General features: G+C 73.4%; 19 protein-coding genes. 10 read left to right on the top strand and 9 right to left on the bottom strand.

What is annotated here, in order from left to right; genetic code table 11:
• Nucleotides 1-34: 34 nt before the first annotated feature.
• Nucleotides 35-829: a phytanoyl-CoA dioxygenase family protein gene (locus ACZ52C_RS26410; RefSeq protein ID WP_469077081.1), complete on the top strand. Its 795-nt coding sequence runs from the start codon at nt 35-37 to the stop codon at nt 827-829.
• 16 nt (nt 830-845) lie between these two features.
• On the opposite strand, the gene ACZ52C_RS26405 is transcribed toward ACZ52C_RS26410, so the two are convergent.
• From ACZ52C_RS26405 to ACZ52C_RS26385, 5 genes are all read right to left on the bottom strand, one after another.
• The gene (locus tag ACZ52C_RS26405) at nt 846-1511 is read right to left on the bottom strand and encodes a response regulator (protein WP_469077080.1); all 666 of its coding nucleotides are present in this window, start codon (nt 1509-1511) and stop codon (nt 846-848) included.
• Nucleotides 1508-2713 carry a sensor histidine kinase gene (locus tag ACZ52C_RS26400; RefSeq protein ID WP_469077079.1) on the bottom strand — a complete coding sequence of 402 codons (1206 nt, stop codon included), beginning with the start codon at nt 2711-2713 and terminating at the stop codon, nt 1508-1510. Before ACZ52C_RS26400 ends, ACZ52C_RS26405 begins: the two co-directional genes overlap by 4 nt.
• A gap of 125 nt (nt 2714-2838) precedes the next feature.
• Entirely contained in the window at nt 2839-3972 is a 1134-nt protein-coding gene (locus ACZ52C_RS26395) for an ABC transporter substrate-binding protein (RefSeq protein WP_469077078.1), read from the bottom strand.
• 394 nt (nt 3973-4366) lie between these two features.
• Entirely contained in the window at nt 4367-4999 is a 633-nt protein-coding gene (locus tag ACZ52C_RS26390; RefSeq protein WP_469077077.1) for a flavoprotein, read from the bottom strand.
• Between the two features lie 23 nt (nt 5000-5022).
• Nucleotides 5023-6051: a helix-turn-helix transcriptional regulator gene (locus tag ACZ52C_RS26385; protein ID WP_469077076.1), complete on the bottom strand. Its 1029-nt coding sequence runs from the start codon at nt 6049-6051 to the stop codon at nt 5023-5025.
• Nucleotides 6052-6418: 367 nt separating this feature from the next.
• On the opposite strand from ACZ52C_RS26385, the gene ACZ52C_RS26380 reads away from it, so the two are divergent.
• The 4 genes from ACZ52C_RS26380 (at nt 6419) to ACZ52C_RS26365 (ending at nt 11920) form a co-directional block, all read left to right on the top strand.
• On the top strand, nt 6419-7456 hold the full coding sequence (locus ACZ52C_RS26380) for a sugar ABC transporter substrate-binding protein (RefSeq protein ID WP_469077075.1): 1038 nt from the start codon (nt 6419-6421) through the stop codon (nt 7454-7456).
• Between the two features lie 18 nt (nt 7457-7474).
• Nucleotides 7475-9166, top strand: a complete 1692-nt coding sequence (locus tag ACZ52C_RS26375; RefSeq protein WP_469077074.1) for a sugar ABC transporter ATP-binding protein — start codon at nt 7475-7477, stop codon at nt 9164-9166.
• On the top strand, nt 9163-10155 hold the full coding sequence (locus ACZ52C_RS26370; RefSeq protein WP_469077073.1) for an ABC transporter permease: 993 nt from the start codon (nt 9163-9165) through the stop codon (nt 10153-10155). Before ACZ52C_RS26375 ends, ACZ52C_RS26370 begins: the two co-directional genes overlap by 4 nt.
• 67 nt (nt 10156-10222) lie before the next feature.
• Entirely contained in the window at nt 10223-11920 is a 1698-nt protein-coding gene (locus ACZ52C_RS26365; RefSeq protein ID WP_469077072.1) for an amidohydrolase, read from the top strand.
• An 81-nt stretch (nt 11921-12001) separates the two neighbouring features.
• Here ACZ52C_RS26365 and ACZ52C_RS26360 read toward each other — a convergent pair whose 3' ends face one another.
• Nucleotides 12002-12943, bottom strand: coding sequence for an LLM class flavin-dependent oxidoreductase (locus ACZ52C_RS26360; protein WP_469077071.1), 942 nt, complete (start codon nt 12941-12943; stop codon nt 12002-12004).
• A gap of 156 nt (nt 12944-13099) precedes the next feature.
• On the opposite strand from ACZ52C_RS26360, the gene ACZ52C_RS26355 reads away from it, so the two are divergent.
• The 3 genes from ACZ52C_RS26355 to ACZ52C_RS26345 all read left to right on the top strand — a co-directional run bounded on the left by ACZ52C_RS26355 (nt 13100) and on the right by ACZ52C_RS26345 (nt 15197).
• Entirely contained in the window at nt 13100-13672 is a 573-nt protein-coding gene (locus ACZ52C_RS26355) for a MarR family winged helix-turn-helix transcriptional regulator (protein ID WP_469077070.1), read from the top strand.
• 351 nt (nt 13673-14023) lie between these two features.
• Nucleotides 14024-14644 (top strand): LysE family transporter, encoded by a 621-nt coding sequence (locus ACZ52C_RS26350; RefSeq protein ID WP_469077168.1) that lies wholly within the window; start codon nt 14024-14026, stop codon nt 14642-14644.
• A 106-nt stretch (nt 14645-14750) separates the two neighbouring features.
• Entirely contained in the window at nt 14751-15197 is a 447-nt protein-coding gene (locus ACZ52C_RS26345; RefSeq protein WP_469077069.1) for a nitroreductase family deazaflavin-dependent oxidoreductase, read from the top strand.
• 226 nt (nt 15198-15423) lie between these two features.
• Here the strand turns inward: ACZ52C_RS26345 and ACZ52C_RS26340 are convergent, their stop codons facing one another.
• Entirely contained in the window at nt 15424-16482 is a 1059-nt protein-coding gene (locus ACZ52C_RS26340) for a cation diffusion facilitator family transporter (RefSeq protein ID WP_469077068.1), read from the bottom strand.
• A gap of 104 nt (nt 16483-16586) precedes the next feature.
• Between ACZ52C_RS26340 and ACZ52C_RS26335 the strand changes: the two genes are divergently transcribed.
• Both ACZ52C_RS26335 and ACZ52C_RS26330 read left to right on the top strand, forming a co-directional pair.
• Nucleotides 16587-17603, top strand: coding sequence for a glutathione S-transferase family protein (locus ACZ52C_RS26335; RefSeq protein WP_469077067.1), 1017 nt, complete (start codon nt 16587-16589; stop codon nt 17601-17603).
• A gap of 35 nt (nt 17604-17638) precedes the next feature.
• Complete coding sequence (locus ACZ52C_RS26330; protein ID WP_469077066.1) at nt 17639-17935, top strand: DUF4235 domain-containing protein; 297 nt, start codon at nt 17639-17641, stop codon at nt 17933-17935.
• 103 nt (nt 17936-18038) lie between these two features.
• On the opposite strand, the gene ACZ52C_RS26325 is transcribed toward ACZ52C_RS26330, so the two are convergent.
• Together ACZ52C_RS26325 and ACZ52C_RS26320 are read right to left on the bottom strand one after the other, a co-directional pair.
• A complete protein-coding gene (locus tag ACZ52C_RS26325; RefSeq protein WP_469077065.1) occupies nt 18039-18431 on the bottom strand; it encodes a VOC family protein in 393 nt (130 codons plus the stop codon).
• Nucleotides 18432-18504: 73 nt separating this feature from the next.
• Nucleotides 18505-18981 carry a GNAT family N-acetyltransferase gene (locus tag ACZ52C_RS26320; protein WP_469077064.1) on the bottom strand — a complete coding sequence of 159 codons (477 nt, stop codon included), beginning with the start codon at nt 18979-18981 and terminating at the stop codon, nt 18505-18507.
• Nucleotides 18982-19036 lie beyond the last annotated feature (55 nt).

Below are 19036 nucleotides of genomic sequence, written 5' to 3'. Positions count from 1 at the left end.
AGCACAGGGACGACGCCGAGAAGGGATGCCGCGCATGACAGTCACGGACAACACGGAGTTCGAGGAGAACGGGTACGTGGTGGTGCGGGGACTGTTCACGCCCGCCGAGATCGAGCAGTTGTGCGACCGTTTCGCGGCGCTCCAGGCGGGCGGACCGATCCCGGGGCACTTCCAGCCCCGCCCGGTCCCGGCCGACGGTCCGGCGGACCCGTTGCATGTCTACCCCCGGGTGATGCATCCGCACCGGATCGACGACCTCTCGCTGCGGGTCCTCCTCGACACCCGGCTGCGGGAGATCCTCGAAGGGCTGCTCGGGGAGGAGGTCCTGGCCGCGCAGAGCATGTTCTACTTCAAGCCGCCGGGGGCCCGGGGGCAGGCGCTGCACCAGGACAACTTCTATCTGCGGGTCGAACCGGGGACGTGTGTGGCCGCGTGGATCGCCTGCGACGTGATCGACCGGGACAACGGCGGTCTGGAGGTCGTGCCGGGGACGCACCGGATGGATCTCTTCTGCCCGGAGGTGGCCGACTCGGAGGTGTCCTTCGCCCGCGAGTACGTCGCTCCGCCGCCCGGCCTGGCCCCCGTGCCCGTCGACATGGCACCGGGTGACGTCCTCTTCTTCAACGGCAGCCTGGTCCACGGCTCCCGGCCCAACGGGACCACCGACCGCTTCCGCCGTTCCTTCATCGGCCACTACGTGGGCCGCTCCGCCGAACGCATCGGCCGCTACTACGAGACGCTGACCATGAGCGGCGCCCCCGTGGCCCTCCCGGAGAGCGAGGGAGCGGGCCCGTGCGGCACGGAGTTCGAGCCGGCGGGCCCCCACTGAGCGGGCCCGCGCCGCCTCAGCCCAGTTCGAGGAGCCCCAGCCGGACGGCCTCGGACACCGTGCTCGCCCGGTTCTCGGTGCCGAGCTTGCGGTAGACGCGGACCAGATGGGTCTTGACTGTGGCCTCGGTGAGATGGAGGGCGGCGGCGATGGCCCGGTTGCTGCGGCCCAGCGCCAGCAGCCGTACGACCTCGATCTCCCGGTCGCTCAGGGCGGTCCCCGGATCGGCCAGGTGACCGGCGAGGTGTCCGGCGGCCTCGGGGGCTAGCCCCATGCCGCCGGCCGCCGCGGCGCGTACGGCCCGGAACAGTTCCTCGGGCGGGCCGGCCTTGAGGACGTAGCCGCGGGCGCCGGCCTCCATGGCCCGGACGACGTCACCCTGGGTGCCGGAGCCGGTGAGGACGACGACCCGGCTGCGGGGGGACCCGGCCGTGATGCGCCGGGTCGCGTCCAGGCCGTTGACCGGGCGGTCGGGGACCGTGTCGCCGGTCAGGCGGAGGTCCATCAGCACCACGTCGGGGCCGAGCCGCGCGGCGAGCCGTACGGCCTCCTCGCCGTCGCCGGTCTCGCCGACCACGTCGAAGCCGGGCTCCCCGGCGAGGAGGGCGCGCAGGCCGGCCCGCACGACCATGTGATCGTCCACGATCAGGACGCGCAGCGGGGTGTCGGCCGCGGCGGTCACCGGTCGCCCGCCGGGCCCGCCAGGGCGAGGGCGCCCACGGGGAGGCTGGCGCGGGCCAGGGTGCCCCGGCCGGGAGCGCTGCGGACGGTGAGCGATCCGCCGAGGGCGTCCAGACGCTCGCGGCCGGCAGGCAGGCCGAGGCCCCGGTCTCCCGGTCCCGCGGTGGTCGCCGCCGGGTCGAAGCCCACGCCGTCGTCCCGCACCTCGACGGTGACGGCCGTGTCGTCGCGGTGGTCGAGGGTGACCCAGACGTGCCGGGCGCGGGCGTGCTCGCAGGCGTTGGCCACCAGGCCCTGGGCGACGCGGAGCAGGGCGGCGGCCCGGTCGCGCGGCAGGCCGCCCGGCTCGCCCTCGGTGCGGAACACCACCCGCGAGGGAGTGGTCGTGGTGCGGGCGCAGAAGGTGCGCAACGCGGTGGCGAGGTCGGCGTGTTCCAGGGCGGGCGGGGTGAGGTCACTGATGACGGTGCGGGTCTCGGCGAGCTGGGTGCCCAGCGCGTCGACGACCGTGCGGAGCTGGGTCCTGGCCAGATCGGGGCAGCGATCCCAGTCACGGTCGGCCGCCTGGAGGAGCATCCGGCTGCCGGCGAGTTCCTGGGCGAGGGTGTCGTGCAGGTCGCGGGCGATCCGGGCGCGCTCGGCGAGCCGGCCGGCCTCGCGCTGGTTTCGCGCCAACTCGGCGCGGGTGCGCCGCAGTTCGCCGAGGAGGAGCTGCTGGGCGCGGTAGAGGGCGACCGTGGCCCACAATGCGGCGACCGGGGGGAGGAGCTGTTCGGGGTGGAGGGTTCCGGAGGTCCGGGCGATCAGCAGGACGAGCGGCCCGGTGATCACACCGACGACGGCGACCGCCGTACGGCCCGTGAACATGCGCAGGGCGAGGATCGCGAGCGGGAGCACCAGCCAGGTGTAGGCGGTGGCGGCCGGGGCCGGCATCTCCCAGGAGACCCGCCACCACAGCACCAGCAGCGCGCCGAGCCACAGCGGGCGGCCCCATCGGCCCAGCCGGTCCCAGAGGGCGAGACCGGCCACGTACCCGACCGCCAACAGCGCGACGAGCGGGACCAGTTCCCAGCACAGCGCGGAGTTCAGGTCGGCGAGGCGGACGGCTCCGCCGACGACGACGGTCAGGAACAGCAGGTCCGGCAGGCGCCGAAGCGGCGGTAATCCTCGGTGCGGGACGGCGGGGGCGGCGATGGCGGGCACGGCGGCGGCGATTCCCTCTGCGACGGTCCGGACGGGCACGGGCTGGCGGGGCCAGCCGAGTGTAGGCCGTGACGCGTGTGACCGCGGTAAAGAGGTTCGCCGTACCCGCCGTGCCCGGCGTGGGGTCACCGCCCGGGGTGCAGCCCCAGGACTCCCGGGGTCGGGTCGCCCTTCACCTCGCCGAAGTAGAGGGCGAAGGTCTGCTTCCACCGCTCGACCTGGGCGCGGTCCTCCATGAACCGGGGGAAGCCGTCGAGGTGCGCGTTCCGGTAGGTCCAGATGGGCTGGAGTCCCCCGGCGGGCGTGATGTCGGTGCGGACGGACCAGGAGGAGCCCTGCTGGCGTTCGGCGGACAGCGCCCAGTTGAGGTACAGCTTGGCGGCCGTGGGGTGGGCGGCCTTCCGGAGGATCGCGGCGCGCTGGCCCCAGGCCATGAAGGGGTGGCCGTCGGCGACCGCGAAGCGGGTCGGGGCCGTGGCGGGCGCGGTCAGCGAGCCGGAACCGCCGACGCCGATGGCCTTCTGCTTGGCGTTGACCGCGACACCCGGGCTGTGCGAACCGCGGTTGAACTGCGGCTGCTGGGCGGCGAACTTCGCGATCCAGTCCCAGCCGTAGGCCTGCTGGTAGAGGGAGAAGAGGTACAGCACCGCGTCGTCGTCGTGCGGGTAGGAGGAGGCGATGGCGCCCTTCCAGCGCGGGTCGACCAGCTCCTGCGGCGACTTGGGCGCGTTGCCGCCCACGGCTTCGACGCCGTACATGTAGCTGAAGGCGGTGACCCGGACGGCCGTCCAGGCGCCCTGCGGGTCACGGAAGTCCGCGTACAGCTTGGAGAAGCCGGCGGGCTTGTAGGGCAGCAGCTTGCCCTGGCGCTTCCAGCGGGTGAAGTCCTGGAGCGTCTGGAGCTGGACGACGTCGGGTACCAGCGTGTCGGTCGCGAGCTGGTTGTCGACGCGGACGTCGTGGTACTTGCTGTAGTCCACGACCATCGTCAGGTCGATGTCCGGGAAGCGGGTGCGGAAGGCCTGGGCCGTGGCGTCCTGCTGGGTGGCGGTGTCGCCGCCCGCGTAGATGACGAGCTTGCCGCCCTCGGCGACCGCGTCGCGGTACAGCTCGTCGAGGGAGCGGGTCTCCTCGGCGCCCGGCGTCGCCGCGGGGGCACCGGCGGGCGACGCGTGGGCCGTGCCGGTCGCGACGAGACCGGCGAGCGTGGCGCCCGCGCCGGTGGTGAGGATGCGTCGCCTGCTGAAGCTGCTGGCCATGTGGGGGAAGGTCCTTTCCGAGCTGATCCGTCGGGCGTGCCGCCGCCGCGGCAACGCAAGTCTGTGATCGGCAGGGGCCGTCGCGCGTCGCCCGGAAGCCGCCGACCCGTTCAACCGTTCGGTTGAACGCGCGGCCTCATCCGTCACGGTGCGCTCCCTCCGCACCGCTCTCGCCCGATGCCCGGGTACGCCCGGCCGCACGCCGGTCGAATGGGGCGGCTTCACCAGCGGCTTCACCATGAGGGTGGCGGTCACCTCGACGGCCGGACCGTCGGGGGAGGACAGCCGCCAGGTCACTGTGAGGCCCGCGCGGCGGCCGAGCGGACCCTGGCCGGAACTCCCGTCGAGGTACGGGACGCGTTCCGCCGGCTGCCGATGGGGACGGCGACGGAACTCAGCGTGTGAGGGGCGCTCCCGCCTCGCCCGTCTCCAGCAGGTCCAGCGCCCGTTCCCAGCAGAACTCCGCGCGCTCACCGCCCTCCTCGGGCCCGCCGGCGTACGGGTCGCCGAACCTGACGCCCATGCCGCGCAGCCGCTCCAGGCTCGCGCGGTAGGCCGGGTGGGCGGCGAGGGCGTGGGCGACACAGGGCAGCACGGCGATCGGCACGCCCAGGCCGCTCGCCTCGCACAGGGTGCCGACCGCGAGGGTGTCGGCCAGTCCGGCGGCCCACTTGTTGACCGTGTTGAAGGTGGCGGGCGCGACCACCACGGCGTCCGGCGGCGGGAAGGGGCGGGCGTCGCCCGGTCGGCGCCAGGCGGAACGGATGGGGCGGCCGGTCAGCGCCTCGACCTCGGCCGTGTCGAAGAAGCCGCCCATGGCGACGGGGGTCGCGATGACCCCGACCTCCCAGTCGCGCTCCTGGGCGGCGGTGATCAGCTTGCTGACCTCGGCGGCGATACCGGCCGCGCAGACGACGACGTAGAGGAAGGGCTGCCCGCCCCGTCCGGAACCGCCTCGTCCCGGCTCCCCTCGCCCGGAACCGCCTCGTCCCGCCAGGTCATCGGTCGTGTTCGCAGTCGCAGTCACCCGTCGACCCTATTGAACCCGGCTCACCCTCCGGGCGATCTTTCGACGAAGCGTTCGACGTCCTCGGCGGTCGGGCGGAGCAGGCCGTCCCGTACGGCGAGGGCGGTGGCCTCCGCGCGGGAGGCGGCGCCGGTCTTGCGCAGCAGGTGCTCGACATGGGTGTGCACGGTGCGCGGGGACAGGAACAGCGCCTGGGCGATGGCCTGGTTCGTGCTGCCGGTGGCCGCCCGGGTGAGCACCTCCAGTTCCCGCGGACTGAGCCCGTACGGCAGCGGGACGGGCGTCTCGTGGACGAGGACCGCGCGGCGGACCACGGCCGTGCCGAGGGTGTGGCGGCGCACGGCGACCCGGTACCAGTCGGGCCCCACCGGCCACAGCAGGCGCAGCCGGGTGCCGTGCGCGTCGGCGAAGGCGGTCAGCAGGCGGCGGAACTCGGGGTCCCCGAGAACCACGGCCGGGTGGCGGCCCGGGAGTTCGAGGGTGTCGTCGGCGACGACGATGCTCGCCCCGCCGTCCGCGGGGAGGTCGGCGAGGTCGCCCGCGTGCGCGGTGGGGTCGGCGAGGACGCCCAGGGCGGGCAGCAGGGACGCCAGCAGGTGGCGGGTCGCGGTGTCGTAGGCGTCGGGGGTCGCGGTGGAGAGGGTGATCAGGCCGACGAGCCGCCCGTGGTGGCGCAGGGCGCCGGTGACCGCGTCGCGGACGCCCGCCGGGCGCATCCGCTCGGCGTAGAACCAGCCGTCGCGGTAGCGCTCGCCCGGGTCCTCGACGTCCTCGCAGATGGAGGGTGGGATCGCGCTGCGCAGGACGTTGGCGTACCAGGGTGTCGAGACGAACTCGGCGGCCAGCGTGGCGGAGACGTCGGCGTCGTAGCCGACGCCGGCGACCTGGACGTGGGCGCCGGTGATCGGGTCGATCTCCAGGAGGGTGGCGGCGTCCAGGGGCAGCGCGCGGCCGAGTTCATGCAGGGCCTCGGCGCAGGCGGCGGCGGTGTCGCGTTCGCGGGTGAGCATGCCGATGCGGGCGGCGGCCGCGAGCTGGTGATGGGTGAGCATGCGAGCCTCCCGGAGCCGCCCCGAGACCGGTGCAGGTCTTTTGGGCCCTAACGATAGGCGGCCGGGGTTCGACGGACAAGGCATTCACCGATCCACGACGCCCCCACCGCCCACGGCCTCCCCACGGGACGTGCGCGGTCCCGTCGGCACCCGCCCACCGAACACCGCACACGTGCCGGGCCCCGCCCACCGAACACCGCACACATGCCGGGCCCCGCCGCCGCTGCCCAACCGGGACGCGTGGTCCCCGTCCGTGTCCGGACTCGGTATTTGTACGGATGGTGGGGCGGGGCGGTGGGGTCTTTCCTGTTCGGCACAGCAGGACGCCCGCCGCTGACGGGCCCCGTCCCCCTTGGAGATCCCCGCCATGACCAGACGCACCCTTTCCGCCACCCCGGCCTCGCGCAGGCAGTTCCTCGCGTGGTCGGCCGGCACGCTCACCGCGACCGGACTGGCCGCCACGGGCTGCAGCGCCCCGGAGAGCAGCTCCGGCGCGGCGAAGGCGGCGGACGCCTCCCCCTCCGCACGGCGGCTCACAGAGATCGGCCTCGACTACCCGTTCACCCAACTCCCGCTCTACACCACCCTGGTGAAGCTTTCGACGGCCGCGGCGAAGAAGCACGACGTCAAGCTGTCGACGACGAGCGACGCGAGCAACCCCGACACCCAGGCCAGCAACCTCACCACCTGGGTCACGCGGAAGACGCCCGCGATCGTGTCGTTCCCGATGGTCTTCGAGGCCACCGAGGCGATCGCGAAGTCCGCGCTCGACGCCGGTCTGATCTGGGTGACGTACGGCGGCACGCTGGAGAACCAGAGCGCCGACATCCAGTTCAGCTTCCGCGAGAGCGGCACGCTGCTGGGCGAGGCGGCGGCGAAGTGGGCCGAGGAAGAGCTGAACGGCAAGGGGAAGATCGCGTTCCTGGTCGACAACACGATCGAGCTGGGCCGGGAGCGCACGAAGGGCATGGTCGACGCCTTCACCAAGCTCGCGCCCGGCGTCGACGTGGTCGCGCAGGAACAGGCCATCGACCCGGACACGGGGCTGTCGAAGTCCAACGCGCTGCTCGCCAAGCACCCCGACCTCAACATCGTCCTCGGGATCACGGACGCGGCGGCGTACGGCGGGTTCAAGGCCCTGCAACAGGTCGGGCGGAAGAAGGACGACCGGAAGACGTTCGTCGGCGGGCAGGACGGTTCGGCGCCCTCGCTCCTCGCCATCAAGCAGGGCACGTTCTACCGGGCCTCCTCCGCGCTCGCCCCGCGGGACATCGCCGACGCCATCGTCGACGTGCCGCTCGCGGTCGCCGCCGGGAAGGCGGACGCCAGTGTCCAGGTGCCGGTCAAGCTGGTCCGCAGCGGGGACACGGCGGAGATCGACGCGCTGCTCGCCCAGAACGGGTAGGGCCGCCCGATGGCCGACATGAGCGACACGCACGGCGCGTCCAACCCGCCGAACCTGCGGATCTCCTCCCTCAGCAAGTCCTTCGGCGGGGTGCGGGCGCTGGACGGGGTGGACCTCACGGTGCCCGCCGGCCAGGTGCACGCCCTGCTCGGGCACAACGGCGCCGGCAAGTCCACGCTGATCAAGTGTCTGGGCGGGGCGTTCCCGCCGGACGCCGGGACGATCGAGGTGGGCGGGGTCCCGTACGCCCGGCTCAGTCCGCGCGAGTCGATCGCGGCGGGGGTGGCGATCATCTTCCAGACGCTCAGCGTCGTGGACCCGCTGACCGTGGCCGAGAACATCTTCCTCGGGCAGGAGTGGACCAGGTACGGGCGGGTCGACCGCAGGGCCCAGGAGAAGGTGTCCGCCGAACTCCTCGACCGTGTCGCCGCGAGCTGCTCGCCGCGGGACCGGGTGGGTGAACTGCCCATGGGCCAGAAGCAGTTGGTCGAGATCGCCAAGGCCCTCAGCCGCAGCGCCTCGGTCCTGGTCCTCGACGAGCCCACGGCCGCGCTCTCCGGCGCCGAGAGCGACGCCCTCGCCACCCGGGTGGAAGACCTGCGCGCCCAGGGCCTCGCCATCGTCTACGTCACGCACCTCCTGGCCGAGGTCGAACGCCTCGCCGACGCGGTGACGGTCCTCCGCGACGGCCGAGTCACCCACACGGCGACCGGTGTCCACCACCGCCACGCCCTGGTACGGGCGATCACGGGATCCGCCGAACCGGCCCCACCGGCGCCCACCGGGACGGGGCCGGTCCCAGCCGACGACCCGACGGACGGGGGTACGTCGCGTCCGGCCGCCGACATGTCGCCCAGCACCGCCGAGCCCGCGGCCCCCTCCACCCCCCGCTCCCCCGCCCGGCTCTCCCTGCGGGGTTTGCGCGGTCCCGGGTTCGGGCCGGTCGATCTCAGCGTCGGTGAGGGCGAGATCGTGGGGCTGTACGGGCTGATCGGGTCCGGGCGCACCCGGATGCTGGAGACGTTGTTCGGCAGGCGGCGGGCCTACGGCGGGAGCGTCCACGTCGGCGAGCGTGCCGTCTCCCCCGCCCGCCCCGCCGACGCCCTCGCCGCCGGGATCGCGCTGGTGCCGGCGGACCGGCGGACGCAGGGCCTGTTCGCGGGGCTGAGCGCGCAGGACAACGTACTGCTGCCGAGCGTGCGGGCCCTCGCCCGGCGCGGGGTGCGCGCCCTCGGTGCGGAGCGGCGGGTCTTCGGCTCGCTCGCCGAGGCGGTGGGGCTGCGGCCCGCGCGGCCGGGGCTGCCGGCCTCCGCCTTCTCCGGCGGCAACCAGCAGAAACTGCTGCTCGGCCGCTGGATCAACGAGGCCAGGACCGTCGACGTCCTGCTGCTCGACGAGCCGACCCAGGGCGTCGACGTCGGCGCCCGTCAGGAGATCTACGACGTCGTGTCCACGCTCGCCGCCGAGCGCGGCACGGCCGTGCTGTTCGCCTCCAGCGACCCAGAGGAGGCGGCCGGCCTCGCCCACCGCTGTCTGGTCGTCGACCGGGGCCGGATCGTCGCCGAACTCGCCGGCCCGGACCTCACCGAGGCGTCCCTCCTTGCGGCGGTCCACGACGCGGGGCCCACGCCTCCGCACCCCCACCACCCCCCGGACGGCGCCCCCACCGCGCCGCCCACGCCCACCCCCTCCCACGAAGGAGCAGCATGACCGCCGTGACCGCCGCCGAGCGCGTCGTCCCCGGCCCGCGCGCCCTGGCCGCGCACGGGCTCTCGTCGGTGCGACGCCATCCTCTGATCGTCGTCCTCACCCTGCTGGTGCTGGTGTTCCAGCTGTCCACCGGCAGCTTCCTCGACCCCGGGAACCTGCGCGGGATCGCCACCGACGCGGCCGCCCTCGCGATCGTCGCCGTGCCCCTGGCCCTGCTGGTGATCAGCGGTTACCTGGATCTGTCGGTGGGTTCGACGCTGGCGCTGGGCGCCCTGACGGCGGGCTGGCTCGCGGGGGAGCAGGCCCAGTCCCCCGTGGTCGCCGTCCTCGGCGCGCTGGCCGTCGGCGCGGCGGTCGGCGCCGTGAACGGGGTGCTCTGCTGCCATCTGGGGCTGTCGCCGTTCATCGTGACGCTGGGCATGCTGGCGGCCGTGCGCGGCCTGGCGCAGCAGCTCTTCCCGCTGCCGCTGAGCGGTTTCGGCGACGGTTTCGCGTGGCTGGGCGGGGCCCGGATCGCCGGGATCGCGGCCCCCGTGGTCATCGCCGCCGCCGTGCTGGTGGCCGGGGCGCTGTTCCTGGCGTACACCCCCACGGGACGCCATGTGTTCGCGATCGGCGTCAACCGGGAGGCCGCCTATCTGTCCGGCATCGACGTCCGCCGTACGCCGTTCGCGCTGTTCGTGGTGACCGGTACGGCCGCCGCGCTGGCCGGGGCGATCAAGGCGTCCGTACTGGACAGCGCGGTCGCGGGCACCTCGGGCACGGGCTTCGAGCTGACCGTGCTCACGGCGGTGCTGTTGGGCGGGGTCGCCCTGAGCGGCGGCTCCGGTTCGGTTCTCGGGGTGCTGCTCGGCGTGCTGTTCCTGGGTTGCCTGCAGAACGGGCTGACACTGCTGAGCGTGCCGACGTTCTGGCAGCAGATGGCGCAGGGCGTGGCCCTGGTGGCGGGCGCGGCGCTCGCGTACTTCGGCCCACGCGCCACCCGGTGACCGGCGCCCGGGTCCCCTCCCACTCCCCAGCCGCTCCCCCGCACCCAGACACCCCAGAGAGGTCCTCGTGAGCGACACTTCCCCCAGCCTGGTCCTGACCGGCGGTCAGGTCATCACCGTCGACGCCGGTTTCTCGGTCGCCGAGGGTGTGGCCGTGCGCGGCCGGGAGATCGTGGCGGTCGGCACGGACGCCGAGATGCGTGCCCTGGCCGGGCCGGCGACACGAATCGTCGAGCTGGCCGGGCGTACCGTGCTGCCGGGCATCAACGACTCGCATCTGCACGGCGCCGCGTACGGGCTGTCCAAGCCCCCGTTCGCCCTGGACGTCGGCCACCCGGCGGTGGGGTCGATCGCCGACATCGCGGGGGTGGTGGGCGCGGCGGCGCGGGCCGCCGCGCCCGGCGAGTGGATCGTCGGCCTGGGCTGGGACCCCGGCTATCTCGCCGAGTGCCTCGCCGAGCCGGGCCGTCTGCCGCACCGCGCCGACCTGGACGCGGTGGCGCCCGGCCACCCGGTCTGTCTGACCGACTTCTCGCAGCACATGGTGTGGGCGAACAGCGAGGCGCTGCGCCGCTGCGGGATCGACGCGGACACCGTGGCACCGGACGGCGGTGTCGTCGACCGCGACCCCGACGGCCGGCCCACCGGCATCCTGCGGGAAGCGGCCGGTGTCCTGCTCCAGGCCGCCCTGCCCTCCCCCACGGTCGCCCAGCGCCGCCAGGCCATCCGCAACGTGGTGGCCGAGCTCCACTCGCGCGGCATCACCAGCTACACCGAGCCGGGTCTCGGCCCCGGCGGCGCCGAGACCCTGTTCGGGGGGCTGAGCACCGACAACTGGACGGCGTACGCGGACCTGGCGGCGACCGGCTCGCTGCACGCCCGGGTCAGCGCCCTGCTGCTGCCCGCGCCGATCGGCGGCTCCGCCGAGGACGTCCGCAAGGGTCTCGCCGAGCTGCACCGCCCGGAGTCGGCGGACCCCCGGCTGCTGAACGCCATCGGCGTGAAGATCTTCGCCGACGGGGTGCCGCCGAACCGTACGGCCTGGATGAACGAGCCCTACGTGGGCGGCGGCCACGGCTCCCTCTGTGTGCACGGGCGCACGCCCGACCTCCAGATCGACGAGCTGTTCGACATGATCCGGATCGCGCACGAGGCGGGTTACCAGCTGGGCGTCCACGTCACCGGCGACCGGGCCATCGATCTCGTGGTGGACGCGTTCACCGCGGCGCAGCGGGCCGTGCCGCGCGCCGACGCCCGGCACTACGTCATCCACGGCGACTTCATCGGCGCGGACAGCCTCGCCCGGCTGGCCGCGCACGGCTACGGCGTCAACATGAACCCCGCCATCAAGTGGACGATCTCCGATCTGATGGCGGAGGTGGTGGGCACCGAGCGGTCGGCGTACCAGTGGCCCGCGCGGTCGGCCTTCGACGCGGGCGTGGCGGTGTGCGCCAGTTCGGACGCGCCGATCACGGAGCCCGACTGGCGGCAGGGCGTCGCCGGGATGCTGCTGCGCGAGTCGAAGGCCAGCGGCCGGGTCAGCGGGCCCGAGCAGCGCGTGGAACTGGCCGAGGCGCTGCGGGCGTACACGATCAACCCCGCGCGGCAGGACTTCGCGGAGGAGTGGAAGGGGTCCGTGGAGGTGGGCAAGGTGGCCGACCTGTGCGTCCTGGACCGGCCGCTGCTCGGCCTCGACCCGCACGAGATCACCGGGGTCGAGGTCGACATGACGGTGTTCGACGGCGGGGTCGTCTTCGAGCGCTGAACCGGGGGCCGCGGGGGGAAGGCCGGCGCCGCTGCCGCGGCGCCGGCCTTGCCATGTGACTGTCCGGAGGGAAGCGGGCCGTCAGCTCGTCAGCGCCTCCACCCTCCGCATGACCTCCGCGCAGAAGGCGCCGACCCCGTCGGGGTCGTCGATGAACTGGTTGGGCTTGACGCAGAAGGTCGTGAAGCCCTGCTCCAACTGCTCGGGGATGGAGGCGAGGGCAGCCCCGAGGTCCGCCGGGGAGTGGTCGTCGGGGAAGACCGCCTGGGTGCCGCCGATCATCTCCAGTTCGGCGGCGTCCCGTCCGGCGGCGGTCATGGCCTCGTCCAGCGTCTTCAGGTCGTCCGGGGTCGGGCGCCCGAGAGGGTGGAAGCCATGGCCGTACCGGACCAGTCGGCGCAGGACGGGGCCGTGCAGGCGCTGCCCGCCGAACCACAGCCTCGGCCCCTCGGGGCGGTACGCCTTGGGCTCGAAGTACACGTCCCGGAACGGGTAGTGCTCACTGTCGTGGGAGATCGGGGACGGCCCCCAGGCCTTGGCCCAGACCTCCAGGTGCTCGTCGAGCAGCCGGCCCCGTCTGCCGAAGGGCACCCCGAGCGCGTCGTACTCGTCCCTGCTCCAGCTGACCGTGGGCTGCACCAGCAGCCGTCCCTCGCTGAGCAGGTCGAGGGTGCCGAGTTCCCTGGCCATCAGCAGGGGGTGGCGCAGCGGGGCCAGGACCGCCGCGGCGGCCAGGCGCAGGCGTTCGGTGACGGAGGCGATGGAGGCGAGCAGAAGCAGGGAGTTGGGCCAGGGGGTGTACGGGTCCTGATTGCCGGGGAGGGCGTAGTCGCGAGGATTGCCCATGACGCCGTCGGCGGCGGCGTCGGGGCCGAGCACGATGTGTTCGCTGACCATGACGGAGTCGAACCCGGCGTCCTCGGCCTCGCGTGCCCACCGGACGGCGGTGGGCAGGTCGGCCCGGCCGCCGGTGAGGGTCCAGTTCTCGCTGAGGACCAGCAGCATGCGGGGGGTGGTGCTCATGGTGGATTCCCTCTCCTCCGTACAATTTGATCCCGAATGACCGAACGACCGAACAATTGAACGACCGAACTACCGAATGTCCGCACGAACGACGGACCCGGACCGGGGGTGGCCGAGTGGGCCCCGCCGTCCGGCCGTGAGACCGAAGGAGCACGCGTGCCCGGCCAGCGATCCATCACCGAAGCCGAGAAGCTCGCCGCGGCGAAGCTCGGGGACTTCCCGATCCGCCGGGACCAGATGGCGGCGGTGGCGAACATCTACCGGGCCGCGGCGGCGGTGCGGCAGCACCTGGAGAACTCCGTGCTGCGCGGTTCCGACCTGACATGGACCGCGTTCGTGGTGCTGTGGGTCGTGTGGGTGTGGGGCGAGTCCGAGACCCGGCACGTGGCCGAGGAGGCGGGCATCTCCAAGGGCACGCTCACAGGTGTGGCCCGGACGCTGGAGTCGCGCGGGCTGTTGCGGCGCGCGGACCACCCGACGGACGGCCGGCTGGTCCTGCTGGCCCTCACCGAGGAGGGCGAGGAGCTGATGCGGCGGGTGTTCCCGCGCTTCAACGAGGAGGAGGCCTTCGTCACCGGGCAGCTCAGCGACGCGGAGTGCCGCAGCCTCGCGGAGGGACTGCGCAGCGTCGTGCTCCAGGTCGAGGAGCACGGCGAGGAGCGCCGCCGCACCCTGCTGGACGGAGCCGAGCCCGCGCCCCGGCGCAGCGGTCGCCGCCCGAAGGCGTGACGGCTCCGCACCCGACGCACCCGCCCGTCCACCCCCACTCCCTTCGTATCGTTTGGATTCAAACAAGGTAGGCGGACGCCGGAGCCCCGGTCAAGACCCACCGGACGACCGGGCGACCGGGCCACGCACGCCCCGGCCACGCTCCCGACGGCTCCGGCGCCCCGACGGCTGCGACAGCTGCGACTGCTGCGACTGCTGCGACAAATTCGCTTGCGGGGGCGGAGCGCCGCGCCGCAGGATCTGCCCCATGTGCATCCATCACACCTCCCCGACGCCGTTCCTCGCCACCGCCTCGCCGGTGCGGGGGCAGCAGCGGTCGGGCCGACCGTGGGGGCCGACACCACCCCGGTCGTGACGGCCGCGCTCGTCGCGGGGCTCCTCGCCGGCTATGGCATCGCCATCCCCGTCGGAGCCGTCGCGACCTACCTCGTCTCCCTCACCGCCCGTACGTCCCTGCGGACCGGAGCGTGCGCCGCGCTCGGTGTCGCGACGGCCGACGGACTGTACGCCCTGCTCGCCACCCTCGGCGGTACGGCCCTCGCGAACGCCCTGCAACCGCTGCTGACACCGCTGCGCTGGGCCTCCGCCCTGGCGCTCCTCGCCCTGGCGGCACGCGGCGCGGTCGGAGCCGTGCGCCAGTACCGCGCCCGGCGCCTGCCCACCCGCGCGCAGCGGGACCCGGTCGGACCGGCCCGCGCCTACGTCGCCCTCCTGGGGATCACCCTGCTGAACCCCACCACCGTGGTGTACTTCGCCGCGCTCGTGCTCGGCAGCCGCGCCACCGAGGCCGTGAGTCCCCTGGAGCAGGCGGTGTTCGTCCTCGCCGCGTTCCTGGCCTCGGCGAGCTGGCAACTGCTGCTCGCGGGCGGCGGCGCCCTCCTCGGCCGCGCACTGACCGGGCACCGTGGACGCCTGGTCACCGGTCTCGTGTCGAGCGCCGTGATCGCGGGACTGGCGGTGCTGATGGTCTAGCAATGTGACAAGTGCCGTACGCGGGTGGCCCGATGAGGATGATTTCGCGAGGGGCCGGTGTTGAGGACGAGGAAGAGTCGGTACGCGAGAGCAAGGGACGGTTGCCATGCCTCTTGAGGGCGAGTACGTGCCCAGCCCCACCCAGTGGGTGCGCGAGCAGGTCGAGTTGTACGAGAGCTCGGGCGGCACCGAGGGGACGACACTGCTGGACACCGGTCTGCCGGTCATCGTGCTCACGACGCGCGGTGCGAAGAGCGGGAAGATCCGCAAGACTCCGCTGATGCGGGTGGAGCACGACGGCCGGTACGCGGTCGTGGCCTCGCAGGGCGGCGCGCCCAAGCACCCGGTCTGGTACCACAACATCAAGTCCGACCCGCTGGTGGAGCTGCAGGACGGGCCCGTCCGGCAGGACCTGACCGCGCGTGAGGTCACCGGGGCCGAGAAGGCCGAGTGGTGGGAGCGGGCGGTCGCCGCGTATCCGCCGTACGAGGACTACCAGAAGAAGACGGACCGAGAGATCCCCGTCTTCGTGCTGGAGCCGGTGGAGGGGTGACCCGGGGGGCGCGACGTCGGCTCCGGGTCCGGGTCCGGTGGGGGCTGATCGCGCAGTTCCCGCGCCCGTGAAAAAGAGGGGCTGCGCCCCTGCTTTTTCGGCCCGAAAGGGCCGTAGGCCCTCAAGGGGCGCGGGGAACTGCGCGAGAAGCCCCACCGGACCCGCACCGGCAGAAAAAATCCTCACTTCGTCGCGCATGTTCCCCGAAGGGCCGGGCACACGAGATTCAGGCCCCGCCGCGTTCCCCCGTCGCGGCGGGGCTTTCCGCTGCCCGCTCCCCCGGCCGCGTCTTCTCCGTCACGTCGAGGAAGATCTGGTCGGCCTCGGGGACGACGCGGGCGATGGAGCGCTTGATGCGGACGGCGACCAGCTCGACCTCCTCGCTGTCGAGGCCGGGCACCAGGTCCACCCGGGCGGCCACCAGGATCGAGTCCAGGCCGAGTTGCATGGTGAGCAGGGCCTCGACGGTGTCGATCTCGGGCTGCGCCTCCAGCAGGGACCGGATCTTCCGGCTCGGTTCGGCGTCGGCGGCGACGCCGATGAGCTGTTCGCGGGCGTCCCGGCCGAGCCAGTAGGCGACGTACACCAGCAGGGCCCCGATCGCGAAGGAGGCGGACGCCTCCCAGATGACCTGGCCGGTCACCATGTGCAGGGCCATCCCGGCGATCGCGAGGGTCACCCCGAGGACCGCTGTGCCGTCCTCCGCGACGACCGTGCGCAGCGCCGGGTCCCGCAGTCCGCCGACGCCGCCCTGCCGCCGCACCTGGTGCAGGGCGCGCAGCAGTGAGGCCCCCTCGGAGAGGAGGGCCACGCCGAGGACGGCGATACCGGCGACATAGCCGCCGTAGGACTCCGCGCTCCCGGCGGTCAGGGCGTGGAAGGCCTGGTAGAAGGAGAAGCAGCCGCCCATCACGAAGATGCCGACGGCGGCCAGCAGCGACCAGAAGAAGCGCTCCTTGCCATAGCCGAAGGGGTGCCGGGCGTCGGCGGGACGGCGGCTGCGGCGCAGCGCGGCGAGGAGGAAGACCTCGTTCAGGCTGTCGGCGACCGAGTGGGCGGCCTCCGAGAGGAGGGCGGGCGAGCCCGCGAGGAGCCCGCCGACGGTCTTGGCGACGGCGATCAGGAGGTTGGCGCCGAGGGCGACGAGGACCGTGATCCTGGTCCTGCGGTCGGCCCGTGCCCCGCCCTTTTCCCCGCTCGCGCCCTGGTCCCGGGTCCCCGGTCCTTCGAGGACCGCCCCGCCCCGCTCGTCCGCCGTCTCGGTGTCTGATGGTGTCCGGGTCACGTTCGCCGCTTGCCCCGACCGTTCGCGCTCACACCGTGGGGGTCGCGGAAATCGGGGAACCCTCCTCAGGGCAGACGTATCGGGACGGGCCGGGAGGACGACGCATGAGTGTCGGTGAGGGCAACGAGGCCTACGGGCGGAAGGCGTTCAAGCGGTCCAGGAGCCACTTCACGGACCGGATCACCGCCGACGGCCGCGACGGCTGGCCGGTGGAGGCGGGCCGCTACCGGCTGGTGGTCAGCCGGGCCTGCCCCTGGGCGAGCCGGGCGGTGATCTCGCGGCGGCTGCTGGGCCTGGAGGACGCCCTGTCGATGGCGATCGCCGACCCCCTCCAGGACGACCGCAGCTGGCGGTTCACGCTGGACCCGGACGGCCGCGACCCGGTGCTCGGCATCCGCTTCCTGAAGGAGGCGTACGACGCGCGGGAGAGCGACTACCCGGGCGGCGTCAGCGTCCCCGCGATCGTGGACGTGCCGAGCGGTGAACTGGTCACCAACGACTACCAGCGGCTCACCCTCGATCTCGCCACCGAGTGGAGCGGCCTGCACCGCGAGGGCGCACCCGATCTGTATCCGCGGGAGCTGCGCGACGAGATCGACACGGTGATGGCCGAGGTCTACGAGGACGTCAACAACGGCGTGTACCGGGCGGGCTTCGCCACCGGGCAGGAGGAGTACGAGAAGGCGTGCGCCGGGGTGTTCCGGCGGCTGGAGGCGCTGTCGGAGCGGCTGGCGCGGCGGCGCTACCTCGTCGGGGAGACGATCACGGAGGCGGACATCCGGCTCTTCACCACACTGGTGCGTTTCGACGCGGTCTACCACGGTCACTTCAAGTGCAACCGCTGGAAGCTCGCGGAGGACCCGGTGCTGTGGGCGTACGCCCGTGATCTCTTCCAGACCCCCGGATTCGGCGACACCGTCGACTTCGACCACATCAAGCGGCACTACTACCAGGTGCACACGGGCATCAACCCGACCGCCGTGGTGCCGCTCGGGCCCGATCTGGCGGGCTGGCTCGCCCCGCACGGGCGGGCGAATCTGGGCGGCCGTCCGTTCGGGGACGGCACGCCGCCGGGGCCGGTGCCGGCCGCCGAGGTGGTGGCCCCGCAGGGCCGTCCCTGACCGGACGGCCGACGCAAGCGAAGGAGGAGGACCAGATGTCCAAGAAGAAGAAGCTGCCCGTCGCCTACAAGCCGGTCGGCTTCGCGCTGGGCTGGGTGAGCGGTGCGGTGGCCTCGGCCGCGTTCCGCAAGACCTGGAAGCTGATCCGGCACGAGGACGACGCGCCCGACGCGCTCGACCGGGACCGCGGCTGGGGCGAGATCCTGCTGGCTGCGGCCGTACAGGGCGCGATCTTCGCGGTCGTGCGCAGCGCGGTGGACCGCACGGGCGCCAAGGTCATCGAGCGGTCCACCGGGGTGTGGCCGGCCCCCGAAAAGGGAGGCCGGGACTGACGACGAGCGGGGCCGGTCGGGCGCTTACACGGCGTGCGACCGGCCCCCTGGCACGTACGGCCCCGTTCGCTTGCTTCGGCCCGTCAGCCCTGCTCGGGGGCTGTCAGCCCTGCTTGGGTGCCGTCGGGGTTTCCCGGCGCAGGGTGAAGGAGTGGCCCGCCGGGTCGGAGTAGCCGCGCTCCTCGAAGGGGCCGCTGGCCTCCTTGGTGTCGACGGGCCGTCCGCCCAGGGAGACGATCAGCCGTTCGGCCTCGTCGAGGTCCTCGACGTAGAAGTCCAGATGGGCCTGGAGGGAGTTCTCCGGGCGAGGCCAGCTGGGCGGAACGGCGTTGACGTCCCGGCGGAACGCCAGTCGGGCACCGCAGGCGCCCTCGATCTCGACGCGGTTGGCGGTCGCGTCCGTCTCCTCCGCGTCGAGCAGCTCCTTGTAGAACACCGCGAGCTTCTCCGGCTCGGCGCAGTCCAGCACCACGAGGCCCGCCTGTACCAGTGCCATGTCTCCTCCGTACGGGATCCCGGGCGCGGGGGACGGTCCGCCGCCGCCCATACGCTCCCCGGGTACCCGCGGACTACAGGTTCAGCCGCAGCGTGAGCGCCTGGGCACGGAACGCCTCCCGCTCGTAGAACCGGATCCCGTCCGCGTTGCCCGCCGAGGCGGTCACCTCCGCGTGCGCCGCGCCCCGTTCCCGGGCCCACGCCAGGAAGATGTCCACCAGCCGGGCCCCGACCCGGGCCCGCCGGTGTTCGGGCCGTACGTACAGCGCCATGAGGGTCGCCGAGGCGACGGGCCGCAGGGCGGTGGGGCCGGCCATCGAGGCCGACAGATGGCCCACCACCTCGCCGTCGTGCACCGCGGCCAGCAGCAGCCTGCCGGGGTCCCGGAGGGCGGCGGCGAAGGCCTCGGCGCCGTGCAGGCGCGGCCAGTCCACGTTCAGGCTGGGGTCCCGCTCCCCGCCGTCCTCGGCGAACAGCAGGGAGCTGGAGACGACGATCCCCGGTACGTCCTCGGCGCGGGCGCGCCGCACGATCACCTCTTGCTCACTCATGGACCGGAACCTAGCGGTCGGCTCTGACAACCCGTCGGCGCCGGACCAGCGGCGC

This window comes from Streptomyces sp. NPDC034049, from assembly GCF_055575575.1.
This window is presented reverse-complemented; position numbering and strand designations above follow the sequence as displayed.

What these genes read in the sequence shown, in the direction of transcription:
- ACZ52C_RS26375 (WP_469077074.1), top strand. Translation starts at nt 7,475, where the DNA reads ATGAGCGACACGCACGGCGCGTCCAACCCGCCGAACCTGCGGATCTCC.
- ACZ52C_RS26360 (WP_469077071.1), bottom strand. Translation starts at nt 12,943, where the DNA reads ATGAGCACCACCCCCCGCATGCTGCTGGTCCTCAGCGAGAACTGGACC.
- ACZ52C_RS26325 (WP_469077065.1), bottom strand. Translation starts at nt 18,431, where the DNA reads ATGGCACTGGTACAGGCGGGCCTCGTGGTGCTGGACTGCGCCGAGCCG.
- ACZ52C_RS26385 (WP_469077076.1), bottom strand. Translation starts at nt 6,051, where the DNA reads ATGCTCACCCATCACCAGCTCGCGGCCGCCGCCCGCATCGGCATGCTC.
- ACZ52C_RS26370 (WP_469077073.1), top strand. Translation starts at nt 9,163, where the DNA reads ATGACCGCCGTGACCGCCGCCGAGCGCGTCGTCCCCGGCCCGCGCGCC.
- ACZ52C_RS26410 (WP_469077081.1), top strand. Translation starts at nt 35, where the DNA reads ATGACAGTCACGGACAACACGGAGTTCGAGGAGAACGGGTACGTGGTG.
- ACZ52C_RS26395 (WP_469077078.1), bottom strand. Translation starts at nt 3,972, where the DNA reads ATGGCCAGCAGCTTCAGCAGGCGACGCATCCTCACCACCGGCGCGGGC.
- ACZ52C_RS26335 (WP_469077067.1), top strand. Translation starts at nt 16,587, where the DNA reads ATGAGTGTCGGTGAGGGCAACGAGGCCTACGGGCGGAAGGCGTTCAAG.
- ACZ52C_RS26330 (WP_469077066.1), top strand. Translation starts at nt 17,639, where the DNA reads ATGTCCAAGAAGAAGAAGCTGCCCGTCGCCTACAAGCCGGTCGGCTTC.
- ACZ52C_RS26320 (WP_469077064.1), bottom strand. Translation starts at nt 18,981, where the DNA reads ATGAGTGAGCAAGAGGTGATCGTGCGGCGCGCCCGCGCCGAGGACGTA.
- ACZ52C_RS26345 (WP_469077069.1), top strand. Translation starts at nt 14,751, where the DNA reads ATGCCTCTTGAGGGCGAGTACGTGCCCAGCCCCACCCAGTGGGTGCGC.
- ACZ52C_RS26380 (WP_469077075.1), top strand. Translation starts at nt 6,419, where the DNA reads ATGACCAGACGCACCCTTTCCGCCACCCCGGCCTCGCGCAGGCAGTTC.